We start from the raw sequence: 25,211 nt of genomic DNA, 5'->3' as shown, positions 1-25,211 counted from the left end.
TGTTTGTTATTAAATTAACTGCAAATGGCTGTAAATAAGAGCAGCCAAATGCACCTCAAACATTGAGCTAGGCGCTTTATAACGATACTCTTAAGCTATCCGTTTTATACAAGCGCCTAAATTAATGATAATTCACCAATTTATTCAGAAAATCGCCTTTCCATCTTTGCTGGCGATCTGCACTTCGCTTTCTTTTTCCGTTTTAGCTTACGCAGAAACAGCCTCTTCAAAGAGCAGTGCTTCAACACAAAGTATCGATATCACTGATGCCGATCTAGACCTATACCGCACTCACGTAAGTACGTTAGCAAGCGACAAGTTTGAAGGCCGCGGGCCCTTGTCAGCAGGTGAAACCCTTACCGTTAACTATCTGGTTGAAGCCTACAAAGCCCTTGGGTTAAAACCCGCCTTTGGCGATAGCTACACCCAGCCTGTGCCGTTGGCAAAAATTACACCCTCGAGTGATATGGCGTTAACCTTGGGGCAGCACACCTTTGCCGGTGGCACTGCATTTACCGCTAGAACCCAGCGAATTGTGAAAGACATTACATTAAAAAATAGCGATGTGATTTTTGTGGGCTACGGCATTAACGCCCCTGAATATAACTGGAATGATTACGCAGGGTTAGATGTAAAAGGTAAAACAGTGGTTATGTTAGTAAACGACCCAGGTTTTGCTTCAAAAGACCCTGAATTATTTCAAGGTAATGCCATGACCTATTATGGCCGCTGGACATACAAGTACGAAGAAGCCGCCCGCCAAGGTGCTGAGGCCGTATTTATTGTTCACGAAACCATGCCTGCCGGTTATGGCTGGGGCGTGGTCGAAAACTCAAACTCGAACACAAAGTTTGCGTTAGTTGATAACAATAAAAACTTATCTCAAGTTGGCGTAATGGGGTGGTTACACCTGAACACAGCACGTACGGTTTTCGAACAAGCTGGGCTTGATTACGCCACGCTTAAAGAACAAGCATCAACACCAGGGTTTAAGCCTATTCCGATGAAAGTGAAAGCCTCGCTAACATTTTCAAATACCATCACTCATGCTCAGTCGCGAAACGTAGCAGGTATATTACCTGGCGCATCAACACCAGATGAGTGGGTAATGTTACACGCCCATTGGGATCACCTAGGTAAAAGTGAGAAAAACGGCAAAACCGTAATTTATAACGGCGCGGTAGATAATGCCTCGGGTGTAGCAGGTGTGCTAACCCTAGCCAATAGTTTGGTGGCACAAAGCAAGCAAACCCCGTTTGAACGTACCTTAATGTTCAGTGCTTTTACCGCAGAGGAAACCGGCTTGCTAGGTGCCGAGCACTTTGCAAATAATCCGCCTATTCCAACTGCAAACATGGTGGCGTTTTTAAATATAGACGGCATGAACGTGAACAATGCCGTTGATTACATTTTGCAGTACGGCGAAGGCTACTCTTCACTAGAAGATGATTTAAGTGCAGGAGCTGCAGCGCAAGGGCGCACGGTAAAGCTAGATCCGCGCCCACAAAATGGACTATTCTTTCGTTCCGATCATTTCGCGCTGGCTCGCCAAGGTGTGCCGTCGTTATTGTTTATGAGCTTAGGCGATACCGATCCTGATTTCATTGCCAAGCGTTATCATAAAGCCGATGACGACTACCTACCAAGTTGGACACTAGGCGGTGTGCAGCAAGACTTAGCGTTAATGGGCTCTATGATGTCTAACTTAGCGAACAGCCAAGCATGGCCAGTTTGGAAGCGAGATTCAGACTTTAAGAACAAGCGCTTGATAGACCGACCAGAGGCACCGGCCGCCAGTGCAGTTGAGCCCGTGACTGAAGCCCCCGCGACTGAAGCACCTAAACCATAGCGAACCACCATCTATGAGCTGGGTATTTTACACCTTAGGCGCGGTAATTATGCAAACCGTGCGCAATGCCCTGCAAAGCAAATTAAGCGCCCACGTTGATACCGTGGGCGTTACCCTTTCACGGTTTTTGTTTGCACCGCCCATAGCCCTAGTTTATTTAATTATTCTGCATACGGTTTCACCTCAGCCACTCCCTTCTTTCGATGGTTTTTTGGGCGGAGCATCAAGCAGTGCTGATGGCAGTTCGTTTAGTCTTTCATTTATAGCAGTGGTGCTGCTGGCCTCGGTACTGCAAATTGCCGCCACCGCTTTTATGGTGGTGTTATTTAAACAAAAGAACTTTGCCATAGGGGCTGGCCTGGCTAAAAGCGAAGCGCTGGTGGCAGGCGTGCTAGGCATGTTGTTTTTCGGTAGCCATTTAACCTTACTAGGCTGGATAGGTATTGGCATTGGTGGGCTAGCCGTATTCGTACTAAGCAGTGGTAATAAAGCGCAGGGCTTAAGCTTAAAAACCTTACTAATAGGCATAGCCTGCGGCACCTGTTTTGCCCTTACCTCACTATTTGTGCGTGAAGCCAGCCACATGCTAGCCATGCCTTTTGTGCATAGTGCGGCATGGGTACTATTGTGGGTATTATGCATTCAAGCGTTGGGGTTAAGCACTTATATTCTGTTAACTCAACCACAGGTGTTTAAGCAACTTTTCACCCATTTACCCCACAGTATGTCAATTAGTGCGGTGAGTTGTTTAGGCTCTATATGCTGGTTTACCGCCATGGCACTTCAGCACGTGGCATTAGTGAAAACACTAGGGCAATTAGAAGTATTATTAACTTTACTGCTAGCGCACCATTGGCTTAAAAATAAAGTCACCTTGCAAGAAATAGTTGGGCTATTAATGATCGCCGTGGCAGCGGTGCTAGTTATGTGGGCCTAGTGTGTGCTCAGCGTGGGCCTAATGTTGGCCTAGTGTGGCCAAGCAAGCCTGTGTAGGCATTATGTAACTCAAGCTCACCATTTCATTTTAGCAAAACCTGACACCAGCTATAATGTACTTATAAGTGTTTTCATAAACTCGCTAAACAAAATTCAAAAGGAATGATGATGAACAAACGCGATTTTCTAAAGCTCTCTGGCGCTGTCACAGTAGCGTCTATTGCCCCATTGGCCTTAACATCCACCGCAGCTTTGGCTGATGCCAGTGATGCTGGCAGTGCTAGTGCAAATGCGAATAGCAGTTCATCATCGTTAAAGCCTATTACCGCTGGGGTTTCGCCTATCAGTAACGCCGAGCGTGAAGCGCGTATTAAAAAGGCGCAGGCGTTAATGGCAGAGCACAATATGGCGGCCATTATTATAGAGCCCGGCGCGGCCATGGATTACTTCTCGGGCATTCAGTGGTGGCGAAGCGAACGCTTAACGGCATTAATTATTCCGCAAAAAGGCGAGATAGCTGTAGTGACTCCCTTTTTCGAACAACCCAGCGTGCTAGAAAGCTTAAAAGTAGGCGACGATGTACGGGTATGGCAAGAACATGAAAGCCCCTTCGATGTGGTCGCTAACATACTAAAATCCCGCGGTATCGAAAAAGGCAATATTGGCTTTGAAAGCAGCGTTCGCTATTTTGTAGTAACGGGCGTAACTACCGCACTGCCCAATATGAACATAGTGGCAGCTGAACCCATTACTCGCGGCTGTAGAATGTATAAAACCGCTGCCGAGCTAACCCTTATACATAAAGCCAACGAAGTGACCCTTCGGGCTTATGAGTATGTTTTTAGTAAGCTTGAAATTGGTATGAGCCAAGCGCAAGTTAAAAGCCTTATGAACAGTGCTCAGCAGCAATTAGGCGGTAGCAGCGCATGGTGTTTGGCGCTATTTAACGATGCTAGTGCGTACCCGCATGGCACCAACGCAAAACAAACCATTAGTGAAGGCTCGGTTATATTGCTAGACAGCGGCTGTAGCGTACATGGGTATCAGTCGGATATTAGCCGTACATTGGTGTTCGGCAAAGCATCGCAGCGGGTGGTAGATGTATGGAATACCGTGAGAGAAGGTCAAAACGTGGCATTTGCCGCCGCTAAAGTAGGTACAGCTGCGGGCAAAGTAGACGACGCCGTTCGCAAGTATTATGTTACCCAAGGCTACGACAAAGACTACGCATTGCCAGGGCTTAGCCACCGCACCGGCCACGGTATTGGTATGGAAGGGCACGAAAGCGTGAACTTTGTGCGCGGCGAAACCACACCACTTAACAAAGGCATGTGCTTTTCAAACGAACCCGGCTTATACATACCAGGCAAATTCGGTGTGCGGCTTGAGGACTGTTTATACATGACAGACAAAGCGCCTGTTTACTTTACCGAACCACCTGAAAGTATCGAAAAACCGTTAGGGCGCCTAGTACCTTTAAACGTTTAGCCTTTAAGCGCGTAGCTATTTAGAGCTTAGCCTTTAAGAACATAGCTATTAAAAGCTAGCCCTTGAAAGTCTAACCGTTAAGCACATAGCCATTACGTGTTTAGCCTTCACATAGCCACTAGCTACCCGCTTTTAATCGAGAGGTAATAAACTCTGCCAAGGTTTTACTAATGACTGGGTGTTGGGTGTCTTGGTTAAATAGGCAAATATTCACTCTACCTAGTTTTGGCAGTTTAGGGTGGTTAAGGGGCGATACGTTTTGCGGCAAACTAGAGCGGGCGAGGGCAGTAATACCTAAGCCTTGCTGAATAGCGGCCACCAAGCCGCCTAAATCGGCGTTGGTATAGGTAATTTTCCACGCAAAGGTTTGCTGTTTTAATTGCTCTATTACCCGGCTTCGGTACATGCAGCCATCAGGGGCAAGTACCAGCGGAATACTGTCTCCCACTAACGGGCGGCTAGCATCACCAACCCACACTATTTCATCTTCAAGTACCACTTCCCCTTCTGTATCTTCATTGGGGTTTACCAGCGCTAAAATTAAATCGAAATGATCGCGCTGGCTGGGGTGCAGTAAATCGCGGCTTAGCGATGATGTTACCTCTAGCGACACATCAGGGTAGCGCTTCGAAAATTCACCAATAAGCCCAGGTAGTAATGTTGATGCAAACTCATTCGGAATACCCAAGCGTAAACGACCACTTAACGGCGCAGGAATTAAGCTTTTAAATATGTTGTCGTTAAGCTCTAGTAGTTCCTTCGCTTTAGGGTAAAGCCAGTTGCCATCGGCGCTAGGCAAGTGTCGTTGACCTACTTTGGTAAACAGCTTTCGTTCTAGTTGGGATTCTAATTTTTTAATTTGCAAACTAATAGCGGGCTGCGACCGACCCACGAATTCACCGGCTTTGGCGTAGCCGCCAAGCTCTATCACACTCACAAACGTGCGCAAATTATCTAGCGATAGCTGCTTCATTAAGATTTGAATTCCTGATGTAGTAAATCGTATACATTATCTTTATAAATGTATTGATAAGAAATTTCAATTTGTTGCGCCGTATTTCACTCACTATACTCGGTGGTGTTTTCTACCCTTACCTAAGAGAAAGTGGAATGTCTAACACCACCGCCCTACATGCAAAGCACCTAGAATCTGGTGCCAAAATGGTTGATTTCTTTGGCTGGGATATGCCAATTAACTATGGTTCTCAAATAGAAGAGCATCACGCTGTTCGCCAAGATGCAGGCATGTTCGACGTGTCGCACATGACCATTGTTGACGCTAAAGGCACACAAGCCAAAGCATACCTTCAACACCTTCTTGCAAACGACGTTGCCAAACTTCAAGTAAAAGGCAAAGCGCTATACAGCGGTATGCTTAATGAAGAAGGCGGCGTGGTAGACGATTTAATCGTGTATTACTTCGATGAAACTAATTATCGCCTAGTAGTAAATTCAGCCACACGCGAAAAAGACATGAACTGGCTAAATAGCAACGCCGAAGGTTTCGACGTATCTATTACTGAACGCCCAGAGTTCGCCATGATTGCTGTGCAAGGCCCTAACGCCAAAGAAAAAGCGGCTACGCTTTTCAGCGCCGCTCAAAAAGAAGCGGTTGCAGGCATGAAGCCGTTCTTTGGCGTACAAGCTGAAGATTTGTTCATTGCTACTACGGGTTACACCGGTGAGGCAGGCTACGAAATTATGGTACCAACAGCGCAAGCGGCCAGCTTCTGGCAAGACTTGCTAGATGCAGGCGTTAAACCTTGTGGTTTAGGCGCGCGCGACACCCTTCGTTTAGAAGCAGGCATGAACTTGTACGGCCAAGATATGGATGAAACCGTATCACCACTAGCCGCTAACATGGGCTGGACTATTACGTGGGAACCAAGCGAACGTAACTTTGTTGGCCGCAGCGCACTAGAAGCACAGCGTGAAGCTGGTACCGACAAGCTAGTTGGCCTAGTAATGACAGATAAAGGCGTGTTGCGCCACGGTCAAAAAATTAAAACCGAAAGCGGCGAAGGCATTATTACCTCGGGCACATTTTCACCTACATTAGGCCACTCAGTTGCGTTAGCACGAGTACCTTCAGATGTTGGTGAAACTGTTGAGGTGGAAATGCGCAAAAAGTGGGTTACAGTAAAAGTGGTTAAGCCCTCTTTTGTTCGCAATGGAAAAAGTGTTTTATAGAGCTTGTTGATCTTTGCTGCGCATTATTTGCCTCAAAGCCCGACAGACTCCAAGTTAACAGAGAATAACAGGAACGATTATGAGCAACATTCCAACAGATTTACGTTACGCATCTACCCACGAATGGGTTCGTCCAGACGGCGATGGTGTTTTCACAGTAGGTATTTCTGAGCACGCTCAAGGCTTGCTTGGCGATATGGTATTTGTAGAACTGCCAGACGTTGGCGACACCGTAAGTACTGGCGACGATATCGCTGTTGCTGAATCGGTTAAAGCGGCTTCAGACGTTTACGCGCCTATTAGCGGCGAAGTAGTTGGCGTTAACGAAGAGCTAGAAGACTCACCAGAGCTTGTAAACTCAGACCCTTACGGCGATGGCTGGTTATTCAAAATTAAAGCGGATGATGCCGAAGAAGTTGAAGGCTTATTAGACGCTGAAGGTTATGAAAACAGCATTGACGAAGAGTAATTCGTTAGTTGCTTCTAAATGGAAGCGTAGTAACCAGTAAATATTAAAAAGGGGCTTCTAATTAGCCCCTTTTTATCTTTACGTTTTTATTTGTGTTTTATCCTGCCTTTCGGGGCAATACATTGCGAGTGCTTAACAACGTTATGTCGAATACTTCTCCTACATTAGCTCAATTAGAGCAAAAAGACGCATTCATTCGCCGCCACGTAGGCCCAGGCGAAGAAGAAATTCAACAAATGCTGTCGGCTATTAACGCAACATCGTTAGACGATTTAATTGCGCAAACCGTTCCGGCAGGCATAGCGCTACCTGAGCCGCTTAAAGTAGGCGAAGGGGCTACCGAAGTAGATGCTTTAGCAGCATTGAAAAAAGTAGCTGGCAAAAACACGGTTAATCGCTCGTTTATTGGTATGGGTTATTACGATACCCATGTACCGAACGTTATTTTACGCAACGTATTAGAAAACCCAGGTTGGTACACGGCCTACACGCCATACCAGCCAGAAATTGCCCAAGGCCGTTTAGAAGCCATACTTAACTTCCAACAGCTAACTATTGATTTAACCGGTTTAGAGCTAGCATCTGCTTCATTACTTGATGAAGGTACCGCAGCGGCGGAAGCCATGGCATTGGCTAAACGCGTATCTAAAAACAAAAAAGCCAGCAGCTACTTTATTGCTGATGACGTACACCCACAAACCCACGATGTAGTAGCCACACGCGCTGAAATGTTTGGTTTTGGTATTATTACCGGCCCTGCTAGCGATGCTGCTAACCACGATGTATTTGGTGCTTTACTGCAATACCCAAGCACCACCGGTGAAGTAACCGACATTTCCGATATTATTGCCGCAGTACAAGCGAAAAAAGGCATAGTGGCAGTAGCCGCCGACCTAATGAGCTTGGTAATGTTAAAATCGCCCGGTGAACTAGGCGCAGACGTTGCCCTAGGTAGCGCGCAACGCTTTGGTGTTCCCATGGGCTACGGTGGCCCACATGCCGCATTTTTCGCAACACGCGACAGCTACAAGCGTTCATTACCTGGCCGTATTATTGGCGTAAGTAAAGACACCCGTGGCCGTCCAGCACTTCGTATGGCATTGCAAACCCGAGAGCAACACATACGCCGCGAAAAAGCCAACTCGAACATTTGTACCGCACAAGTATTGCTAGCCAACATGGCCAGCTTTTACGCCGTATACCACGGCCCTAAAGGCTTAAAAACCATTGCTCAGCGCATACATCGCTTAACCAGTATTCTAGCGGCAGGCCTAACGAAAAAAGGTGTGGCCCTTAAGCACAGCACCTATTTCGATACCCTAACCATATTGGTAGATAACAAAGACGACGTACTAAACAAAGGCTACGAGCACGGGCTAAACCTACGTGCCGACCTAGAAGGCGCTGTAGGAGTTTCTATTGATGAAACCACTACCCGTGAAGACATTGCTACCTTGTTTAACGTTATTTTAGGTAGCGACCACGGCCTAAGCGTAGAAGCGCTAGATGCAGAAGTTACCACGCAGCCTACTAACGCTATTCCAGAAAACCTAGTGCGCACTAGCGATATTCTTACTCACGAAGTGTTTAACCAGTACCATTCAGAAACTGAAATGCTGCGTTATATTAAAAGCCTAGAGAATAAAGATTTAGCGTTGAACCACTCAATGATTTCATTGGGTTCGTGCACCATGAAGCTAAACGCTACTGCTGAAATGATTCCCGTAACCTGGGCAGAGTTCGGCCAAATTCACCCGTTTGCACCACTAAACCAAGCGACCGGCTATCAAGAAATGATTGCCGAGCTAGCCGAGTGGTTAATTAACGTAACGGGGTACGATAACCTTTCTATGCAACCTAACTCAGGCGCACAAGGTGAATATGCAGGCTTGTTAGCCATTCAGCGTTACCATGAAAGCCGCGGCGAAGGGCACAGAAACGTATGCTTAATTCCAAGTTCAGCGCACGGTACTAACCCAGCTTCGGCACAAATGGTTAGCCTAAACGTAGTGGTAGTGAAGTGCGACAACAACGGTAACGTAGACATTGCCGACCTTCGCAAGAAAGCCGAAGAAGTGGGCGATAACTTATCGTGCGCTATGATCACTTACCCATCTACCCACGGTGTGTACGAAGAAACCATTCGTGAAATGTGTGAAATTGTGCACCAGTACGGCGGCCAAGTATACATGGATGGCGCGAACATGAACGCGCAGGTGGGCATTACGTCACCTGGTTATATTGGTTCAGACGTATCGCACTTAAACCTACACAAAACCTTCTGTATTCCACACGGTGGCGGCGGCCCAGGTATGGGACCAATTGGTGTGAAATCGCATCTTGCGCCTTTCTTACCAAACCACACGGTAGTGAATATTGAAACAGCAGGTAAAGACTGCGGTGCGGTTTCGGCAGCACCATGGGGCAGTGCATCTATTCTGCCAATAAGCTACATGTACATTAAAATGATGGGCTCGGCTGGCCTACGTAAGGCAACTGAAGTAGCCATACTTAACGCCAACTACGTAGCCAATGCATTAGAAGGGCACTACAACGTATTGTACAAAGGCCAAAACGGCCGCGTAGCGCATGAATGTATTATTGACCTGCGCCCATTAAAAGAAGCCAGCGGTGTAACCGAAGTAGACATAGCAAAACGCTTGAACGACTACGGTTTCCACGCACCAACCATGAGCTTCCCAGTAGCAGGCACGCTAATGATTGAGCCGACTGAATCAGAAGCAAAATACGAGCTAGACCGCTTCGTAAACGCCATGATAAGCATTCGCCAAGAAGTGGCAAAAGTAGAAAGCGGCGAGTGGGATGCTACCGACAACCCACTTCACAATGCACCGCATACCCTAGCCGATATTTGTGACAGCGATTGGAACCGCAGCTACGACCGAAACCTAGCGGCGTATCCAGTACCAGAAGTACACAGAAACAAATTCTGGCCTTCGGTTAACCGAATTGATGATGTATTCGGGGATAGAAACTTGATTTGTTCTTGCCCAAGTATAGAGAGTTATATTGAGGGGTAGGGGGTATTGACCAACTGCAATTAAAATTGTGAACGCGACAATTAAGTTTGTGAATGCAATTAAGATTGTGAATAGCTAGATAAGGGAAGGCGAACCAGAAATGGTTCGCCTTTTTTCATTTAGCACTGCTAGTTGGGTAATTTTATATCTGCACTGGTATGGGGTAGCACTAGTAGTAGTCGATTTTTAAAAAATTAGCGCAGTAGAATTATTACTGCAAAATAAATGTTGACGCGAGTTTAAATCTGAGTGATTATTAACCCATCTTATGCGTAGGGTGTCTACTGTATTTATTTGATGCTGCATAAGTAATAAGTATTGCAGTGATAGGTTGCCGCCTACCACTGCTGTCATAAACCGATAACTAATAGCAAGTTAACTTACGAGGTAAATGAACGATGAAAGTATATCAAATTAACTACGATCTGAGAAATCAACGTAACTACCAGGATTTAATCACCAAAATTAAATCTTATGGTACATGGGCAAAACCATTAGAGTCATGCTGGTTAATAGCGACAGAACAATCAGCAAGTCAAATTCGCGACACATTGGCTTCAGTAATGGACAATGATGACGGGCTACTAGTGACACGACTTCAAGGGGAAGCTGCCTGGAGAAGTCTTGACTATGACATTGATAGCACAATGACTAATTGGCTTAAAGAGCAGTTAAAGCAAGCAGCTTAAGAAAGTGGCCATGGATGGCTATTACTACCGTGAGCATCTAATGAACGAGCAATTATAATGAAAACCTTAAAGAGCATCGCCAATATCCGTACTGGTTACACCTTTCGCGAAAAAGTTGAGGAAATCACAGTTGGTGGTAATGCGTATGTTGTGCAAATAAAAGATGTTCGAAAAATACATGAAGGTTGCACTTCATTTAATCTGCCAGTTGAATCTCTCCCTCAAATCAACTGGACGGGTAAGGATAAAGCCTTTGTTTATGACGAAAGTGTGTTGCTGCCAGCCCGAGGTGGATATTTTAAAGCGTCTTACTTAGTGCCTACCGAGAGTGCTTCAATGCCAGTGGTAGTGAGTAGTCAGTTTTTGATACTCACGCCAACCAAGCATATTCTTGCTGAATTTTTATGTTGGATTCTTAACCAACCGGCCATGCAACGAGCACTAATCGAATCGAGTCAGGGAACCAGTATGCCTATGTTAAGGGCTGAAACCCTTAAACAATTGAAGATCGCCGTTCCTTCGCTAAAAACCCAGCAACAGATTATTGAGCTAAATCGACTTTGGGAACACGAACAGCATGTTACCCAAGCATTATTAAAAAATCGTGAAAACATGCTTAGAGGCGTGTTTCAGCAACTACTAAAAGAGACGAATTAAATATGAGCGGTAACGATAAAATCAATCAAGACAGTATTAACAAGGCGTTATGGAACGCTTGCGATACCTTCCGTGGAACCATCAGCGCTGACACCTACAAAGACTTTATCCTGACCATGTTGTTCCTCAAATACATCTCCGATGTGTGGCAGGATCACTATGATGGCTACAAGGCCGAGTATGGCGACGAGCCGGAACTCATCGAAGAAATGATGAAAAACGAGCGTTTTGTTCTGCCCAAAACAGCCAGCTTTTATGCCCTGTACGAAAGCCGTCACGAACCTGGTAATGGTGAGCGCATCGACCAGGCGCTGCACGCCATTGAAGAAGCCAACGGCACCAAACTTAAAGACGCCGGTAAAAGCGTGTTCCAAGACATCAGCTTTAACACCGACAAACTGGGTGAAGAGAAGCAAAAGAATACCATTCTGCGTCATCTGCTGGAAGATTTTGCCAAGCCCGAGCTGAATCTCAAACCCAGCCGTGTCGGCACGCTGGATGTGATCGGTAACGCCTACGAATACCTGATCAAAAACTTCGCGGCCAGTGGTGGCCAGAAAGCTGGTGAATTTTATACTCCGCCAGAAGTCAGTGACTTGATCGCCGAGTTGTTAGACCCGCAACCGGGCGACAGCATCTGTGACCCAGCCTGTGGCTCTGGCTCACTGCTGATGAAGTGTGGTCGCAAGGTCTTGGCGAATCATGGTAGCAAGCAATACGCCTTGTATGGGCAAGAGGCCATCGGCTCTACCTGGTCGCTGGCCAAAATGAACATGTTTCTGCACGGTGAAGACAACCACAAAATTGAATGGGGCGACACCATCCGTAACCCTAAGCTGCTCGATAAAAATGGCGACCTGATGCTGTTCGACATTGTGACCGCCAACCCGCCGTTCAGCCTGGATAAATGGGGCCACGACGAAGCTGAGCATGACAAATTCAGCCGCTTCCTCCGGGGTGTACCGCCGAAAACCAAAGGCGACTACGCCTTTATTCTGCATATGATTGAAACCCTCAAACCGAAAACTGGCCGTATGGGCGTTGTCGTGCCCCACGGCGTGCTGTTTCGGGGGGCGGCCGAGGGCAAAATCCGCAAACAACTGATTGAAGAAAACCTGCTCGATGCCGTCATTGGCCTGCCTGAAAAACTATTTTACGGCACAGGTATTCCGGCGGCGATTCTGATTTTCAATAAAGAAAAATCGGATGACTCTGTGATGTTTATTAATGCTTCCCGCGAGTTTAAAGCCGGTAAAAACCAGAACCTGCTGACTGAAGATAATATCGCCAAAGTGGTAGAGACGTATCGTGCGGGCAATGACGTGGATAAATACGCCTATGTCGCCAGTCTTGAAGAGATAAAAGAGAACGATTACAACCTGAACATCCCACGCTATGTCGATACCTTTGAAGAAGAGGAAGAAATCGATCTGATAGCTGTACGTGCGGAGCGCGAACAGCTGAAAGCGCAACTGACCGAGCTGGAGACCGAGATGGCCAAGTATCTTGAGGAGCTGGGTTATGGTGCCTAATGGTTGGGAGGTTTTGCAGTTAAAGGATTTAATAGAGGGCTCAATTAAAAACGGCTTTTCACCTAATTCTGCTGAATCAGACACAGGTTACTGGGTACTGGGGCTGGGAGCACTTGGAGAAGATGGAATTGTTGCTTCAGAAATCAAGCCTGTAGCACCACAAGATAAAGTTTTGAATAATCTCCTAGCAGAAGACGATTTTTTAGTTAGTCGATCAAACACTCCAGACAAAGTCGGAAGATCTATTCGCTTTAGAGGTGAAGTCGCAAATTGTTCATACCCAGATTTGATGATGCGCTTTCGCATAGATCAAAGAAAAGCGAACGTGTCTTTTATCGAGCAACAATTGAAAAGCTCAAAAGTTAGAACATATTTTAAAAATTGCGCCGCTGGTAGCAGCAGCACAATGGTAAAAATCAATAAAGGAATTCTAGAGAAGACTCCAATACCTGCGCCTCCGCTTCAGGAACAACAGAAAATCGCACAAATCCTCTCTACTTGGGATAAGGCAATTACCACTACCGAACAACTGCTCGCCAACAGCCAACAGCAGAAAAAGGCCCTGATGCAACGACTGCTCACCGGTAAAAAACGCCTGCTTGATAACAATGGAGTTAGGTTTAGTGGGGAGTGGGAAAGCAATCACCTCAAAAAGCTCCTCCAAATATCTAAAGGAAATCAACTTAATAAAGACACTCTCTCAAAATCTGGGGAATACGCGGTGATAAATGGCGGCATTCAGCCTTCTGGGTATACGAGCGAATATAATACGGAAGCTAACACCATAACAATCAGCGAGGGTGGAAACTCTTGTGGTTTTGTAGGATTTCAATTTGCCAGATTTTGGTGTGGTGGTCATTGCTACGCCATTAAGAATATTCAAATTGACTTGAACTTCACATACCAACTTTTGAAGTTCAATCAATCTAAAATCATGAGACTTCGAGTTGGGTCTGGCCTTCCTAATATCCAAAAGAAAGATTTGGAATCACTATCGGTTGATTATCCTATTTCACAAGAGGAGCAACAAATAATAGCCGCCGTACTTTCCACTGCCGATCAGGAAATCTCTGCTCTGCAACAAAAACTGAATGCCCTAAAGCAGGAGAAAAAAGCGTTGATGCAGCAGCTATTGACGGGTAAACGAAGAGTGAACATTGATAATAAGGAGGTTGCATAATGGCACAAGGTAAAAATCAACACGTAGTTAAACACCCCGATGGGTGGGCTGTTAAAGGCGCTGGCAACTCAAAAGCGACCACGGTCACCAAGACACAGAAAGAAGCTATCAAAATCGCTGAAGAGATCGCACGTAATCAGCAATCCGACACCAAGATTCATGGTATTGACGGAAAAATCCGAGCTGGTAACAGCTACGGTAATGATCCCCACCCACCGAAAGATAAGAAGTGAGGTCGTAATGTCAGTAGCGGATATGTTCAAGGATTTTCTCAACAACCTGAAGGTTGATAACGCAGAGCAGGTTTCGCTTCGTTATGGTGAGATTACGAAAAGCCTGAATCAAAAGTTTCGTGATTCAGAGTCAACTACTGCCAATACTTTACAAGTTGGTTCTTATGGCAGGTACACAGGTATCAAGGGAATTTCAGACCTCGATATGCTGTATATCATGCCTAGATCTAAGTGGGATACATACAAGAATGGGAAACAATCTCAGCTTCTAACTGATGTCAAGGACGCAATTAAGGCTAGATACCCCAAAACAGATGTTCGGGTTGATCGTCTAGTTGTAACGGTCACATATCAGAACTTCCATGTCGAAGTTCAACCGGTTTTTGAAGAGACTGGCGATGATGGTGAAAGCTACTTCCACTACCCTGATACATACAATGGTGGTAGTTGGAAGGTCACCAAGCCGCGTCAAGAGATGAAAGCTGTAAAAGACCTTAATGATCAGAAGAACAAGAATTTACGTCTATTATGCAAAATGGCCAGAGCCTGGAGAAACAAACATGGCGTCGCTATGGGAGGGTTATTGATCGACACGCTTGCCTTTAACTTTCTGAAATCGACAACAGAGTATGATGACAGAGGTTATATCTACTTTGATTGGTTGAGCCGCGATTTTTTTAAGTATATTTCGGAATTGCCAGAGCAAGATCATTATAAGGCGCCCGGTAGCAACCAAAACGTAAAAGTTAAAAAGAAATTCCAAAAGAAGGCTGAGGACGCTTATGAACTTTGTTTAGCGGCTATTGAAGCTGAAGGAAAAAGCACTGTAAATGCAAAATGGAAAAAGGTTTATGGACGATATTTCCCCGCATCAAATGTTGTGGAGGAATCCGTTTCAAAAGCTTTGGGCACATGGCGAAATACAGAGCAGTTTATCGAAGATATGTATTCGGTGGATATTAAATACAATATCGAAATCGATTGCTCCGTGCATCAAAATCAAGGGCTACCAAAAAGCTTACGTGGCATGTTGGCGAAAGGCTTTGGTATTAGTAATAACAAAAAGCTTATCTTCAAGGTTAAAAATCACGATATTCCAGGCCATTTTTCCGTAAAGTGGAAAATATTGAATGTAGGTGAAGAAGCAGAAAGGCGAGACTGCATTCGGGGCGAAATAGATATACCAAATTACGAAGGGTCGTCACGAAAAGAAACTGCCGATTTTAATGGGGTGCATCTAGTTGAATGCTATGCGATTCAAGACGGTGTAGTAGTTGCTCGTGACAAAATTCGAGTACCAATATTGTGAGGTTTAAGTGAATAAATCGGATTTATTAAAGAGCATTGCTGAGAAAGGCTATGATGTTGGTTTTGGAGCCAAAAAACATTTTGCCACCTACGATATTATCGAAAAGGCGCCTGGATTAATTAGCTTTTCATCGATGGCCTTTGGCATTTTTGCACTTGCTGTAAAAGGGCTATCAACTGAATTAATTTCAGCAATTTTTATCGTATTGGGTGTTGTTGGCCTATATATCAGCCTGTATGGCCATAAGAAATCATCCTATGAACAGTCAGGTGTAGCTCTTACCAAGCTGTATAACGAGCTGAAAGCACTTTATCTCAAGGTTAAAAATCTTGGCGAAGAAAGTGACTTTGCAGAATTTCAGAAAGAGCTTTCTGACATTGAGAATCGTTACTATCCAATATGTATCAGCAAGCAAATTTTGTTCAGTAACTGGTATGCACACTATAAGTTCTATTGGGAACACCAAATTGAATGGGTAAACGAGCAGCTCAATTTCAGTTTTTTCCGTGACAAGATTCCTTTGTCATTATGGCTAACAATTCTTATGATAGTCATAGGCTTAGCTTGTTCTTTTTCCAACATCACCACTTTTATTTGTACAGTATCCAAACCATAACTCGAAGCCGCATCTCGGGTATCAGGGGTTGAAGAGAGATAGTGAATGACAAAATCCACACCCAAATTTCAGGAAGAATACAGTGCCAAGTTACCGGCGCTGACGTTGTTGACCAACCTCGGTTGGTCGTTCCTTTCTCCCGAACTCGCATTAACCGCTCGTGGTGGTAAAGCCGATGAAGTGGTTTTACGCCAGGTACTGCGCAGTGAACTCCAGAAGCGCACCTTCACCTTTGCCGGTAAAAGCTACCCGTTGTCTGAAAAGGCTATCGACAACCTGATTGCCGAGGTATGCAGCCCGGCACTTAACGAGGGTCTGTTAACTGCTAATGAGCGCCTTTACAACCACTTGCTGTATGGCATTTCTGTCACTGAGTTTGTGGATGGCAAAAAAGCTAGCCCGACTGTTTCTCTGATTGACTGGCAGAACCCAGCCAATAACAGCTTTGTATTTACCGAAGAGTTAACCGTTACCCGCTCTGGCGGGGTTGAAAGCCGCAGACCCGACATTGTCTGCTTTATAAACGGTATTCCTCTGGTTGTGATTGAGGCGAAACGCCCCGATGGCAATGCCAAGAAAGGCCCCACCATTGACGAAGGCATTTCGCAAAGTCTGCGTAACCAGCGCCATGATGAAATCCCGTTATTGTTTGCCTATAGCCAGATGCTGCTTTCCATAAACGGCAACGAAGGCCGGTATGGTACCTGTGGCACGCCCGCTAAGTTCTGGGCTGCTTGGCGTGAAGAAGATATCACCGATGCCGAAATGTACGCCATCAAAAACAAAACGCTCAAAGATGAACAGCTGGCGAACTTGTTCAACCATCGCCCGGCAAAAGACTTGGATTGGTACCAGAGCCTAACGGCTGCGGGGGAGCTTGCTGTGACCGGTCAGGATCAATTGCTGATCAGCCTGTTAAGCCCAACTCGGTTGCTGGAGATGACCCGTTACTTCACCTTGTTCGATAAAAAGGCAGGCAAAATCGTTGCCCGCTATCAGCAGGTATTCGGTATCAAGCGCCTGATTGAACGCATCAATACTCGTAGCGTAACGGGCGGCCGTGAAGGTGGTGTGATTTGGCACACCACGGGTTCGGGTAAGTCATTCACTATGGTGTTTTTAAGTAAAGCGCTGATCTTGCACGGAAGCCTGAAGCAATGCCGTATTGTGGTGGTGACTGACCGAGTGGACCTGGAAACCCAGCTCAGCAAAACCTTTTCCTCTGGCGGCGAACTGGCCGGTAAAAAAGACAAAGAAGCGGCGATGGCCACCTCGGGCAAACGCCTGGCCGAACAGATTGGCAAAGGCACTGAGCGTATTACCTTCTCGCTCATTCAGAAGTTTAATACCGCTACCAAAATGCCAGAATGTGTAAACAACAGCTCTGACATCATTGTTCTTATTGACGAAGGGCACCGCAGCCAGGGCGGTGAAAACCATATCCGCATGAAGCAGGCGCTGCCCAATGCCGCCTTTGTTGCCTTCACCGGCACGCCACTTTTAAAAGACGACAAGACCACTAATAAGTTTGGTCCCATTGTGCACGCTTACACCATGCAACGTGCCGTAGAAGACCAAACCGTTACACCGCTGCTGTACGAAGAGCGCATTCCCGATATAGAAGTGAATGAACGCGCCATCGACAGTTGGTTTGAGCGCATTACAGAAGGGCTTTCAGACAAGCAAAAGGCCGACCTAAAGCGTAAGTTTGCTAAAAAAGATCAGATATACGGTACGGATGATCGCATTCGTTTGATTGCCTTTGATATTGCCAACCACTTCGTAAAGAATATCGACGAAGGTTTGAAAGGCCAATTAGCCTGCGACAGTAAAGCCACTGCTATCAAATACAAAAAGTATCTCGACGAAGCGGGCTTGTTAGAATCTGCCGTAGTGATGAGCCCACCCGATAGCCGCGAAGGTAATACCGCTGTGGATGAGGCCACCACACCGGAAGTGACCCAGTGGTGGAAAGACAATATTGGCAACCAGGATGAACAGACTTACACCAAGCATCTGATAGAACGCTTCGACAAAGATGACTCACTAAAGATACTCATCGTGGTCGATAAGCTACTCACCGGCTTTGATGAGCCGAAAAACGCGGTGCTATATATCGACAAACCCCTAAAAGAGCACAGCTTGATCCAAGCAATTGCGCGGGTAAACCGTCTGCACCCAAAGAAAAAATTTGGCTTACTTATCGACTATCGCGGCATTCTGGCGGAACTGGATACCACCATTCAGAAGTATCAGGATCTGGCCTCCCGTACTCAGGGCGGTTACGACATTAATGATATTGCTGGCCTCTACAACCAGATGAGTACAGAATATAAGCGCCTGCCACAACTCTATAAGCACCTATGGGCCATATTCGATGGCGTGAAAAACAAGAACGACATTGAACAATTACGTCAGGTGCTTGTTCCAAAGATTGAAGAGCGAGATGGAGAGCTGGTTGACGTGCATCTAAAAGTCCGTGAAGACTTCTACGAAGCCCTGACGGCCTTCGCCAGTTGCTTGAAGGTAGCGCTCCAATCAGCCACTTTCTTTGAAGATAAGAGCTTTAGCGACCAAGATCGCCGCCACTACAAAGAAACGGTGAAGCAGTTCTCCAGCCTGCGTCAACTGATACAGCAAGATGCCGGTGAGAAGATTGATTACGACGAATACGCTGAACAAGTAAAAAAGCTGCTGGATAAGCATGTGGTTGGTGTCGAGGTTAAAGAATCCGGTGGCGTGTATGAAGTGGGTAAGATGGGCCAAAAGCAACAGCCGGAAGATTGGAGCGAAGATAAAACCCGCAACGAAACCGACATTATCAAAACCCGCGTGACCCGAATGATTGAACAAGAGCTACGGGATGACCCCTATGCTCAAGAAGCATTTTCCAAACTGCTGCGCCAAGCCATTGAAGAGGCCGAAAAACTATTCGACCACCCATTGAAACAGTATATGCTGTTTCGTGAATTCGAAGAGCAAGTACAAGACAGATGCTTGAATGACATACCTGATGCATTTTCTGGTAATCGCCATGCTCAGGCCTACTTCGGTGTATTCAAAAAGATATTGCCGGAAGCTTTGGCCGTGCTCGACCAGCAAGTTCAGGATAAGTGGGTCAAAGTTGCCTTTGAAATTGACCAGGCGGTAGAAAACTCTGTCGCGGAAAACTCCATCAATCCTCAAAATATAGAAGCCGACATTCGTAAAAAGCTACTGCCGCGCATGTTTCGGGAATGTAAAGCCATTGGTGGCGGTATGGATCAGGCCAAGAAGATCGTTGAGATGATTGTTCAGATCACCCGGGTCGGGTTGAACGTTGCTTGAATAGGTATAACCAGATGAATGTGCCGATTAAACCTGAAAGTCAGACTATGAGTTTCCGCTATGGTGACGAGAAAATTACGTTTGAGCGAGTTAAGCGCCCAAAAGCCGCAGGCAAGATATTAATCAAGGTTCATCCCGATTGTCGGGTAATCGCATTCGCCCCGGAAGAAACTGGCTGCGAAGCGGTACTATTTGCAGTTAAAAAGCGCGGACGTTGGATATATGAGCAGCTTCGAGATTTTCGCAAACAGCTTGAATTCACCACGCCTCGGCAATACATCAGTGGTGAGAGCCATTACTACCTGGGGAAACAGTACCTGCTGAAAGTAATTGAATCGCCTGAGCAGGTTCAAGGCGTGAAACTCCTACGCGGCAAACTGGAAGTTTCGGTACGAGCGAAGTCCATCGACAAGGTGAAAGTGTTACTGACTGACTGGTACAAAGTGCGGGCTAAGGAAACCTTCGCCAAACGCCTCGATGCCATGCTGGAACAAGCCCTCTGGGTGGATAAACGCCCTCCACTGCGTATTCTGACGATGCAAACCCAATGGGGCAGCTGTTCACCCAGTGGTCGAATCACCCTGAACCCTCACCTGGTTAAAGCGCCTCGTGAGTGCATTGATTACGTTATTCTGCACGAGCTTTGCCATATAGCTGAGCATAACCACAGCGAGCGGTTCTACCGGTTAATGTGTCAGGTAATGCCAGAGTGGGACAAGAAGAAAGAACGGCTGGATGGGATGGCAAATTATTTACTGCAATAGCGCTATTATTTCTACTCTGAATACTAAGTTTTAGATTAGATCCAATAATTTGATTGAAACATGTCCAATAAAAGTAATTAAACAAAATAATCTTAAAAATGTCTTAACTTTTTTCACTTTTTTGATTCATAAAATACGTTCACAACAAAACCTTTGTTTCCGCTCAATCAAATCAATCAGTTATAAAATCACTCGCAACCTCATCGTTAATATAATCCAATTTATAGCCTGAGTAACAACCTGAAATAACAACAAAAGTGTTTTTAATCATGTAGTTAGCAGTTTCCGGGGCTTGATTTTATCTCCCGTTCCGATTTCTAATACGCGCTGGAAAAAGTGTGAAAAGGAGAGCGCATGAAGAAGTTAACTTACCTAAAATTGCCCAAAACAGTGAAGAAATACAAGCAATGGACTGATGATATTGCCAATGGCACATACCGCTCTTATTTGACGGTGAGAGATGTGAACAAGGTGGGCCGCCGGCATTGGATGTTTTGCGATAAGCAAAACCGCGAAGTGCATCTATTGTCCGACGGTGAAAGGCGTATGTACATGGAGCTGCTTTACAAGCCAAGCACCGTGGCGGTGTTTGAGCAATATGCCCTCGACTTAGACGAAACATTAGATATCGCCATTGAGCTTAACATTATGCACCCGCGAAATTGGAAGACGTATGAGGCTTATGTCATGTCGACTGATTTCTTAGTCGAGAGCTTATCGGCTGACGACAACACCACGCAGCTCACAGCTTACACCTTTAAATATTGGGACCAAATTTATAAATTAAGCTGGCTCGATGAGGTTGAGTACAAAAGCATGAGAACCTGGCAAAAATTTGCGATTGAACGAGAGTTTTGGCGCCGCCGTGGTATTGAATATCGCGTGGTGACCGAGCGTGATGCCACCAAAGTGCACTATCACAACAAATTGTTCTCAGAGTCCGCCAAAGATTTGAAAGTCTCAAACGAAACCCTTACTGCCTTTTTAGCCTGTTTTTGTGAGTCATGGCAGCGTGCGCCTTGGTGTCCATTACAGGCATTAATTGCTCAGGTGAGTCATACACTCTCAATGTCAGTTGGTGACGCCCGTCAGCTATTCAAATTTTCCCTTCTATATGGCTTTCTTCCTGTTTATGAGGAGTGTGAAACGCACATGGTTCGCTGGTTTCGACCTGTTCATCTCATGCAGGACGAGTTGGGGATAGCCGCATGAGGTATGAAGGCGAGCATTTATTTACAGATGAACTAGACCATCAGCGAGAGCAAGTTAACTTGCGCATGTCCTTCCGTATTTGCCATATCAGCCAATGCCGTGAGTTTTATGCCGTGGCAGACATGCTGCAAGCAATGAAGGTGGCTAACCCGCCTAAGCCAAAGGTGTTTAACCAAGCCCAGCTGACACAGTTTATCAAAAAGCACGGCCTTAAAACGGGACAGGCGTATGACTTGCCAGAAACATTGAGCACGTCTGACAAGGCGCTGTTAAAACAAGGCTACAAGGGTTGGCTTGCTAAGCGAGATGATAAATTTCGCAAAATAGCCTCGTTAACGGCCCCACACTTACTTGAACAATATCTTTATGGTAAAGGGCTTGGGGAGGAGATAGCTTCGTTAATTGCAACGCCAACGTCTACGTGGAAGTCGAAAGGGGCATATCACAATGCGCTGAATCGCTTTATCGTTTTTGGCATGGTGCCTAATGCGCTGATTTCTTTTAAATGGAATGAGATAGGAAAAAGCTTTCCTGTCGCTGAGACCCCGGACGACCCAATCATCAAACGAGGCAGAGGCGGAAAGCACAACCAAAACAGCCGAAGTGACTTTCGTGGCATTACTGTGCGCGATAAAAAGAATATTGAAGATGTAGTGAAGCAGTGGATACGTGAAGGTAAAAAGCTGAGTCGCCGAAAGATTTTTGACCGCTTTCAGGATGCATTTGAAGTAAGCACGGTGGTTCGACAGGTAGGAAATAACGAAATTCTTTACCATGACTTGCTGCCACCCGAAAAGCGTATTTCACCACGCATGTTCTACTACCATTTTAATCGAATTTTTAGCCGTGCTGACCAGCTTAAAATGGAAGAAGGCAGTTTCAAATTTGAAAAAGACCATGCCGCCCGACAGGGCACTGCGCTTGATGGCATCATGGGCGCGACGCACCGTTATGAGGTAGATGCGACAGTCTTAGATTTGTACGTCAACTACCCCTACATCAAACACGCTCGTTACAGTATGGGGCGCCCTACGTTGTACTTTGTTATCGATGTGTATTCGACCATGATAGTGGGGTTTTATTTAGGCTTTGGTGCGCCGAGCGCTGATGGTGTGGCGCAGGCCATGGTGAATGCGTGCATGTGCAAAGTCGAGCTCGCAAAGCGTTATGGCTTGGTGCTCGATGAGACTGACTGGCCCGCCTCGTTTATTCCCGAAGAAGTCACCATAGACAACGGCACCGAATATCCCAATAACCTTATTGCCTCTATATTAAAAGCTACGCTTGGCATTAAGGCCTTTAATTTTACAGCGGTGTATCGGGGTGATGCAAAAGGGACGGTTGAAGGTACGTTTAATACTTTTAACGGCGAAGTAGCTCACTTTCAGCCGGGCTCAATATTTAAAGAGCGCGACCGCACCGAGCAACATCCATCACATCACGCGGTGTGGGACTACGATAGTTTAGTTCGTAAAGTTATTCACTTCATCATCTTACAAAACAAGTCGGCTAAGCGCCTTGAGAAGTGTGGTTATGAGGCCATGGTGGATGATATTGGTATGTCGCCCGAGTCGATATTTCTTTACAGCCTAGCCAACGATATGAACGGTGGGCGCAAAACCGCGCCGAGTGACGAAGCAAGGCTACGGTGGGCGTTCTTGCCAGAGGAAGAGGCGATAGTTCGTCCAAGTTGCATCTACTTCAAAGGGCTTGAATACCACAGCGCTGATAATAGAGTCATAAGGTTACATCAACTCGCAGCGTCAGAGGGCACGTTCCACATTATTGTGAAACGGGTCAGGGACTGGACGAACCATCTCTTTTACCGCGTGAAGAGTCAGCGTAATGCATCGACTTTCGAGTACATCAAGCTGTCACTGAAAAACCATAATAACAACTCACCTTATTTAGGCATGCCCTGGGAAATTGCCTTGCATCAAATGGAGTGGCTCAAATTAAAAATTGTGGCGCACGAGGAATATGCCGCACGCCTGCGTCAACACATGCGCAGTATGGATGAGCCCGAATTTGACAAGTTAATGGGGCAAATTGCGTTGCTACCTGAGAACGAACGTAAGGCCATCGTTCCTCGAATTAAAGAGTTTCAAGCCATTGGCAAGAAATTAAACACACTGACTCATGCCCGAGATGTGATGGTCGCATTAGGATTTGAAGGCGAGGAAGTAGAATTTGAATCAACAGAAATACTCACAACCACGGAAGGTTTTTAATGAATTTACATATACAAGCACGCTACTCTAAACACCCAGTGTCACAGTTTAACAACAATCCACTTACCGAAGCTTTGCCCGCGCCACTGCGCAGTAGTGAGGTACTGAGCCGAGCGGGTAGAGAAATGCAGTGTGATGCTGATTACTGGTCGTTAGACTCACTGTACCAACGCGCCATTTTGCAGAGTATGGGAGACACCCATATTCCGTCGGATAAGTTCATCACGTTTTATCAAAAGTGTTGGTCGCTACTACTGCACTCTTATGCATACAGAAATCCCCTTGAGCCTGAAGCGATGGCACTTAAGATGGGGTTGGCCGCGCAGTACCGCGAAAAAGTAGTTCGCCCTGTTAAGTGCAGCGTGGCCAGTCACAAAACCACCGCGTCCAGTGTCTTGGTGACAGGGTACAGCGGTGCGGGCAAGACCACGATGATACGTAGTGCGTTATCTCTTATTCCACAGGTTATTTACCATGTTGAGTTTGAGGGGAAGCCCTATCATCAAAATCAAATTGTATGGCTGTCGCTGGATATGCCCTCTACGCCTTCATTAAAAGCCTTGGCGCTGAATTTCTTTCGGGCGGTGGATGATGCCACAGGAAGCACCGATTATTTTGAGCAATGGGACTCCCGTAACCGTGAGTCAGTCGATAGGCATTTAGCCGGCATGCAGCTGGTTGCTGCAACACACGAAATTGGCTTGGTGCATATTGATGAGCTTCAGTTTTTACTGGCCTATGGGAACTCTGATAAAGCGCCCACTTTGACCATTCTTGAAGCGATGTTCAACAAAATTGGTATTCCGATGATTATCAGCTGCACAGATTCTGGGTTGCAGCTGTTTTCCAAGCATGTGCAAGTGGGCGGCAAGTCCCAACCTGAAATTACGACACTGCGCCGGTTAGTGAATGACAGGGAGTTTCGGCTGGAGACATATTCAAAGAAAGGAGATATGTTTTTAAAAACCTTGCAGGCGCTATACCCTAAATGGTCGTTGCTTAATTGCACGCAATTATCCACCGAATTCATTGCTACGTTCTACGAGCACACCTGCGGCCTGCCCGCATTCATGACCCGACTGGCGCAGGTGCATCAGGAGTATCTGGTGTACTTATCGCAAGAGGGCAAGTTGGAGCCTGACGCGTCGACCAATACCATCAGTTATTTAAACACGGTGTTTGTGAGTCAATTTCAGCTTTATAAAATGGCGCTAACGTACCTGAAGAGTAAAAACATACGCGCTTATGAAAGTGCGATTGCGGCGGCGCAACAAGCACAAAACACAGAGGCTGCATCGCCAATAAGTAAAACGCATGCTAAAGCACCTCGTAAAGCATCCGCTGAACCGTCGACATCAACATCAATTGCAAGCTCAAGCGCAAGCGCAAGTACAAGCCCGAGGGCGCCAATGCTGGCACCTATGTTAGGAGAGGCCACCGTTTCAGGCCCTAGTATGGCGAGTTTTAACACAGGCATTAAGGGCTAGC

General features: G+C 46.1%; 19 protein-coding genes. 18 read left to right on the top strand and 1 reads right to left on the bottom strand.

What is annotated here, in order from left to right:
* The first annotated feature begins 124 nt into the window (after positions 1 to 124).
* The 3 genes from Q4561_RS16255 (at position 125) to Q4561_RS16245 (ending at position 4,273) form a co-directional block, all read left to right on the top strand.
* A complete protein-coding gene (locus Q4561_RS16255) occupies positions 125 to 1,849 on the top strand; it encodes a M28 family metallopeptidase (protein ID WP_303462047.1) in 1,725 nt (574 codons plus the stop codon).
* Positions 1,850 to 1,862: 13 nt separating this feature from the next.
* On the top strand, positions 1,863 to 2,786 hold the full coding sequence (locus Q4561_RS16250; protein ID WP_303462045.1) for a multidrug transporter: 924 nt from the start codon (positions 1,863 to 1,865) through the stop codon (positions 2,784 to 2,786).
* Between the two features lie 167 nt (positions 2,787 to 2,953).
* Entirely contained in the window at positions 2,954 to 4,273 is a 1,320-nt protein-coding gene (locus Q4561_RS16245) for a Xaa-Pro peptidase family protein (protein ID WP_303462043.1), read from the top strand.
* Between the two features lie 118 nt (positions 4,274 to 4,391).
* Here Q4561_RS16245 and Q4561_RS16240 read toward each other — a convergent pair whose 3' ends face one another.
* Positions 4,392 to 5,246, bottom strand: coding sequence for a LysR family transcriptional regulator (locus Q4561_RS16240; protein ID WP_303462042.1), 855 nt, complete (start codon positions 5,244 to 5,246; stop codon positions 4,392 to 4,394).
* Positions 5,247 to 5,383: 137 nt separating this feature from the next.
* On the opposite strand from Q4561_RS16240, the gene gcvT reads away from it, so the two are divergent.
* The 15 genes from gcvT to Q4561_RS16165 all read left to right on the top strand — a co-directional run bounded on the left by gcvT (position 5,384) and on the right by Q4561_RS16165 (position 25,210).
* Positions 5,384 to 6,463: a glycine cleavage system aminomethyltransferase GcvT gene (gcvT, locus tag Q4561_RS16235; protein ID WP_303462041.1), complete on the top strand. Its 1,080-nt coding sequence runs from the start codon at positions 5,384 to 5,386 to the stop codon at positions 6,461 to 6,463.
* Positions 6,464 to 6,542: 79 nt separating this feature from the next.
* Positions 6,543 to 6,932, top strand: a complete 390-nt coding sequence (gene gcvH / locus Q4561_RS16230) for a glycine cleavage system protein GcvH (protein WP_057790052.1) — start codon at positions 6,543 to 6,545, stop codon at positions 6,930 to 6,932.
* Positions 6,933 to 7,075: 143 nt separating this feature from the next.
* Positions 7,076 to 9,973 (top strand): aminomethyl-transferring glycine dehydrogenase, encoded by a 2,898-nt coding sequence (gene gcvP / locus Q4561_RS16225; protein ID WP_303462081.1) that lies wholly within the window; start codon positions 7,076 to 7,078, stop codon positions 9,971 to 9,973.
* A gap of 398 nt (positions 9,974 to 10,371) precedes the next feature.
* Complete coding sequence (locus Q4561_RS16220; RefSeq protein ID WP_303462040.1) at positions 10,372 to 10,662, top strand: CRISPR-associated protein Cas2; 291 nt, start codon at positions 10,372 to 10,374, stop codon at positions 10,660 to 10,662.
* Positions 10,663 to 10,719: 57 nt separating this feature from the next.
* Positions 10,720 to 11,319, top strand: coding sequence for a restriction endonuclease subunit S (locus Q4561_RS16215; protein WP_303462039.1), 600 nt, complete (start codon positions 10,720 to 10,722; stop codon positions 11,317 to 11,319).
* A 2-nt stretch (positions 11,320 to 11,321) separates the two neighbouring features.
* Positions 11,322 to 12,851 (top strand): type I restriction-modification system subunit M, encoded by a 1,530-nt coding sequence (locus Q4561_RS16210; RefSeq protein ID WP_303462038.1) that lies wholly within the window; start codon positions 11,322 to 11,324, stop codon positions 12,849 to 12,851.
* Positions 12,841 to 14,031 carry a restriction endonuclease subunit S gene (locus Q4561_RS16205; protein WP_303462036.1) on the top strand — a complete coding sequence of 397 codons (1,191 nt, stop codon included), beginning with the start codon at positions 12,841 to 12,843 and terminating at the stop codon, positions 14,029 to 14,031. Before Q4561_RS16210 ends, Q4561_RS16205 begins: the two co-directional genes overlap by 11 nt.
* The gene (locus Q4561_RS16200; protein ID WP_303462034.1) at positions 14,031 to 14,264 is read left to right on the top strand and encodes a DUF2188 domain-containing protein; all 234 of its coding nucleotides are present in this window, start codon (positions 14,031 to 14,033) and stop codon (positions 14,262 to 14,264) included. The genes Q4561_RS16205 and Q4561_RS16200 overlap by 1 nt, the downstream gene beginning before the upstream one ends.
* Positions 14,265 to 14,271: 7 nt before the next feature.
* Positions 14,272 to 15,573: a nucleotidyltransferase gene (locus Q4561_RS16195; RefSeq protein ID WP_303462031.1), complete on the top strand. Its 1,302-nt coding sequence runs from the start codon at positions 14,272 to 14,274 to the stop codon at positions 15,571 to 15,573.
* A 7-nt stretch (positions 15,574 to 15,580) separates the two neighbouring features.
* Positions 15,581 to 16,189: an SLATT domain-containing protein gene (locus Q4561_RS16190; RefSeq protein ID WP_303462029.1), complete on the top strand. Its 609-nt coding sequence runs from the start codon at positions 15,581 to 15,583 to the stop codon at positions 16,187 to 16,189.
* A 45-nt stretch (positions 16,190 to 16,234) separates the two neighbouring features.
* Positions 16,235 to 19,516: a type I restriction endonuclease subunit R gene (locus tag Q4561_RS16185; RefSeq protein WP_303462028.1), complete on the top strand. Its 3,282-nt coding sequence runs from the start codon at positions 16,235 to 16,237 to the stop codon at positions 19,514 to 19,516.
* 14 nt (positions 19,517 to 19,530) lie between these two features.
* Positions 19,531 to 20,280: a M48 family metallopeptidase gene (locus Q4561_RS16180; RefSeq protein ID WP_303462026.1), complete on the top strand. Its 750-nt coding sequence runs from the start codon at positions 19,531 to 19,533 to the stop codon at positions 20,278 to 20,280.
* 354 nt (positions 20,281 to 20,634) lie between these two features.
* A complete protein-coding gene (locus Q4561_RS16175) occupies positions 20,635 to 21,492 on the top strand; it encodes a TnsA endonuclease N-terminal domain-containing protein (RefSeq protein ID WP_303462023.1) in 858 nt (285 codons plus the stop codon).
* The gene (locus Q4561_RS16170; protein ID WP_303462022.1) at positions 21,489 to 23,723 is read left to right on the top strand and encodes a hypothetical protein; all 2,235 of its coding nucleotides are present in this window, start codon (positions 21,489 to 21,491) and stop codon (positions 23,721 to 23,723) included. Before Q4561_RS16175 ends, Q4561_RS16170 begins: the two co-directional genes overlap by 4 nt.
* Positions 23,723 to 25,210, top strand: coding sequence for an ATP-binding protein (locus tag Q4561_RS16165; protein WP_303462021.1), 1,488 nt, complete (start codon positions 23,723 to 23,725; stop codon positions 25,208 to 25,210). The genes Q4561_RS16170 and Q4561_RS16165 overlap by 1 nt, the downstream gene beginning before the upstream one ends.
* Position 25,211 lies beyond the last annotated feature (1 nt).

Source organism: Alteromonas sp. 1_MG-2023, assembly GCF_030547075.1.
GTDB lineage: Bacteria > Pseudomonadota > Gammaproteobacteria > Enterobacterales > Alteromonadaceae > Alteromonas.
The sequence above is the reverse complement of the archived record's forward strand: the minus strand, read 5'-3'. Positions and strand labels throughout refer to the sequence as shown.

Coding starts and splice junctions, on each gene's coding strand:
- Q4561_RS16195 (WP_303462031.1), top strand. CDS start 14,272: ATGTCAGTAGCGGATATGTTCAAGGATTTTCTCAACAACCTGAAGGTT.
- Q4561_RS16180 (WP_303462026.1), top strand. CDS start 19,531: ATGAATGTGCCGATTAAACCTGAAAGTCAGACTATGAGTTTCCGCTAT.
- Q4561_RS16240 (WP_303462042.1), bottom strand. CDS start 5,246: ATGAAGCAGCTATCGCTAGATAATTTGCGCACGTTTGTGAGTGTGATA.
- Q4561_RS16205 (WP_303462036.1), top strand. CDS start 12,841: ATGGTGCCTAATGGTTGGGAGGTTTTGCAGTTAAAGGATTTAATAGAG.
- Q4561_RS16245 (WP_303462043.1), top strand. CDS start 2,954: ATGAACAAACGCGATTTTCTAAAGCTCTCTGGCGCTGTCACAGTAGCG.
- gcvT (WP_303462041.1), top strand. CDS start 5,384: ATGTCTAACACCACCGCCCTACATGCAAAGCACCTAGAATCTGGTGCC.
- gcvH (WP_057790052.1), top strand. CDS start 6,543: ATGAGCAACATTCCAACAGATTTACGTTACGCATCTACCCACGAATGG.
- Q4561_RS16165 (WP_303462021.1), top strand. CDS start 23,723: ATGAATTTACATATACAAGCACGCTACTCTAAACACCCAGTGTCACAG.
- Q4561_RS16210 (WP_303462038.1), top strand. CDS start 11,322: ATGAGCGGTAACGATAAAATCAATCAAGACAGTATTAACAAGGCGTTA.
- Q4561_RS16220 (WP_303462040.1), top strand. CDS start 10,372: ATGAAAGTATATCAAATTAACTACGATCTGAGAAATCAACGTAACTAC.
- Q4561_RS16200 (WP_303462034.1), top strand. CDS start 14,031: ATGGCACAAGGTAAAAATCAACACGTAGTTAAACACCCCGATGGGTGG.
- Q4561_RS16255 (WP_303462047.1), top strand. CDS start 125: ATGATAATTCACCAATTTATTCAGAAAATCGCCTTTCCATCTTTGCTG.
- Q4561_RS16170 (WP_303462022.1), top strand. CDS start 21,489: ATGAGGTATGAAGGCGAGCATTTATTTACAGATGAACTAGACCATCAG.
- Q4561_RS16215 (WP_303462039.1), top strand. CDS start 10,720: ATGAAAACCTTAAAGAGCATCGCCAATATCCGTACTGGTTACACCTTT.
- Q4561_RS16175 (WP_303462023.1), top strand. CDS start 20,635: ATGAAGAAGTTAACTTACCTAAAATTGCCCAAAACAGTGAAGAAATAC.
- Q4561_RS16250 (WP_303462045.1), top strand. CDS start 1,863: ATGAGCTGGGTATTTTACACCTTAGGCGCGGTAATTATGCAAACCGTG.
- Q4561_RS16185 (WP_303462028.1), top strand. CDS start 16,235: ATGACAAAATCCACACCCAAATTTCAGGAAGAATACAGTGCCAAGTTA.
- gcvP (WP_303462081.1), top strand. CDS start 7,076: ATGTCGAATACTTCTCCTACATTAGCTCAATTAGAGCAAAAAGACGCA.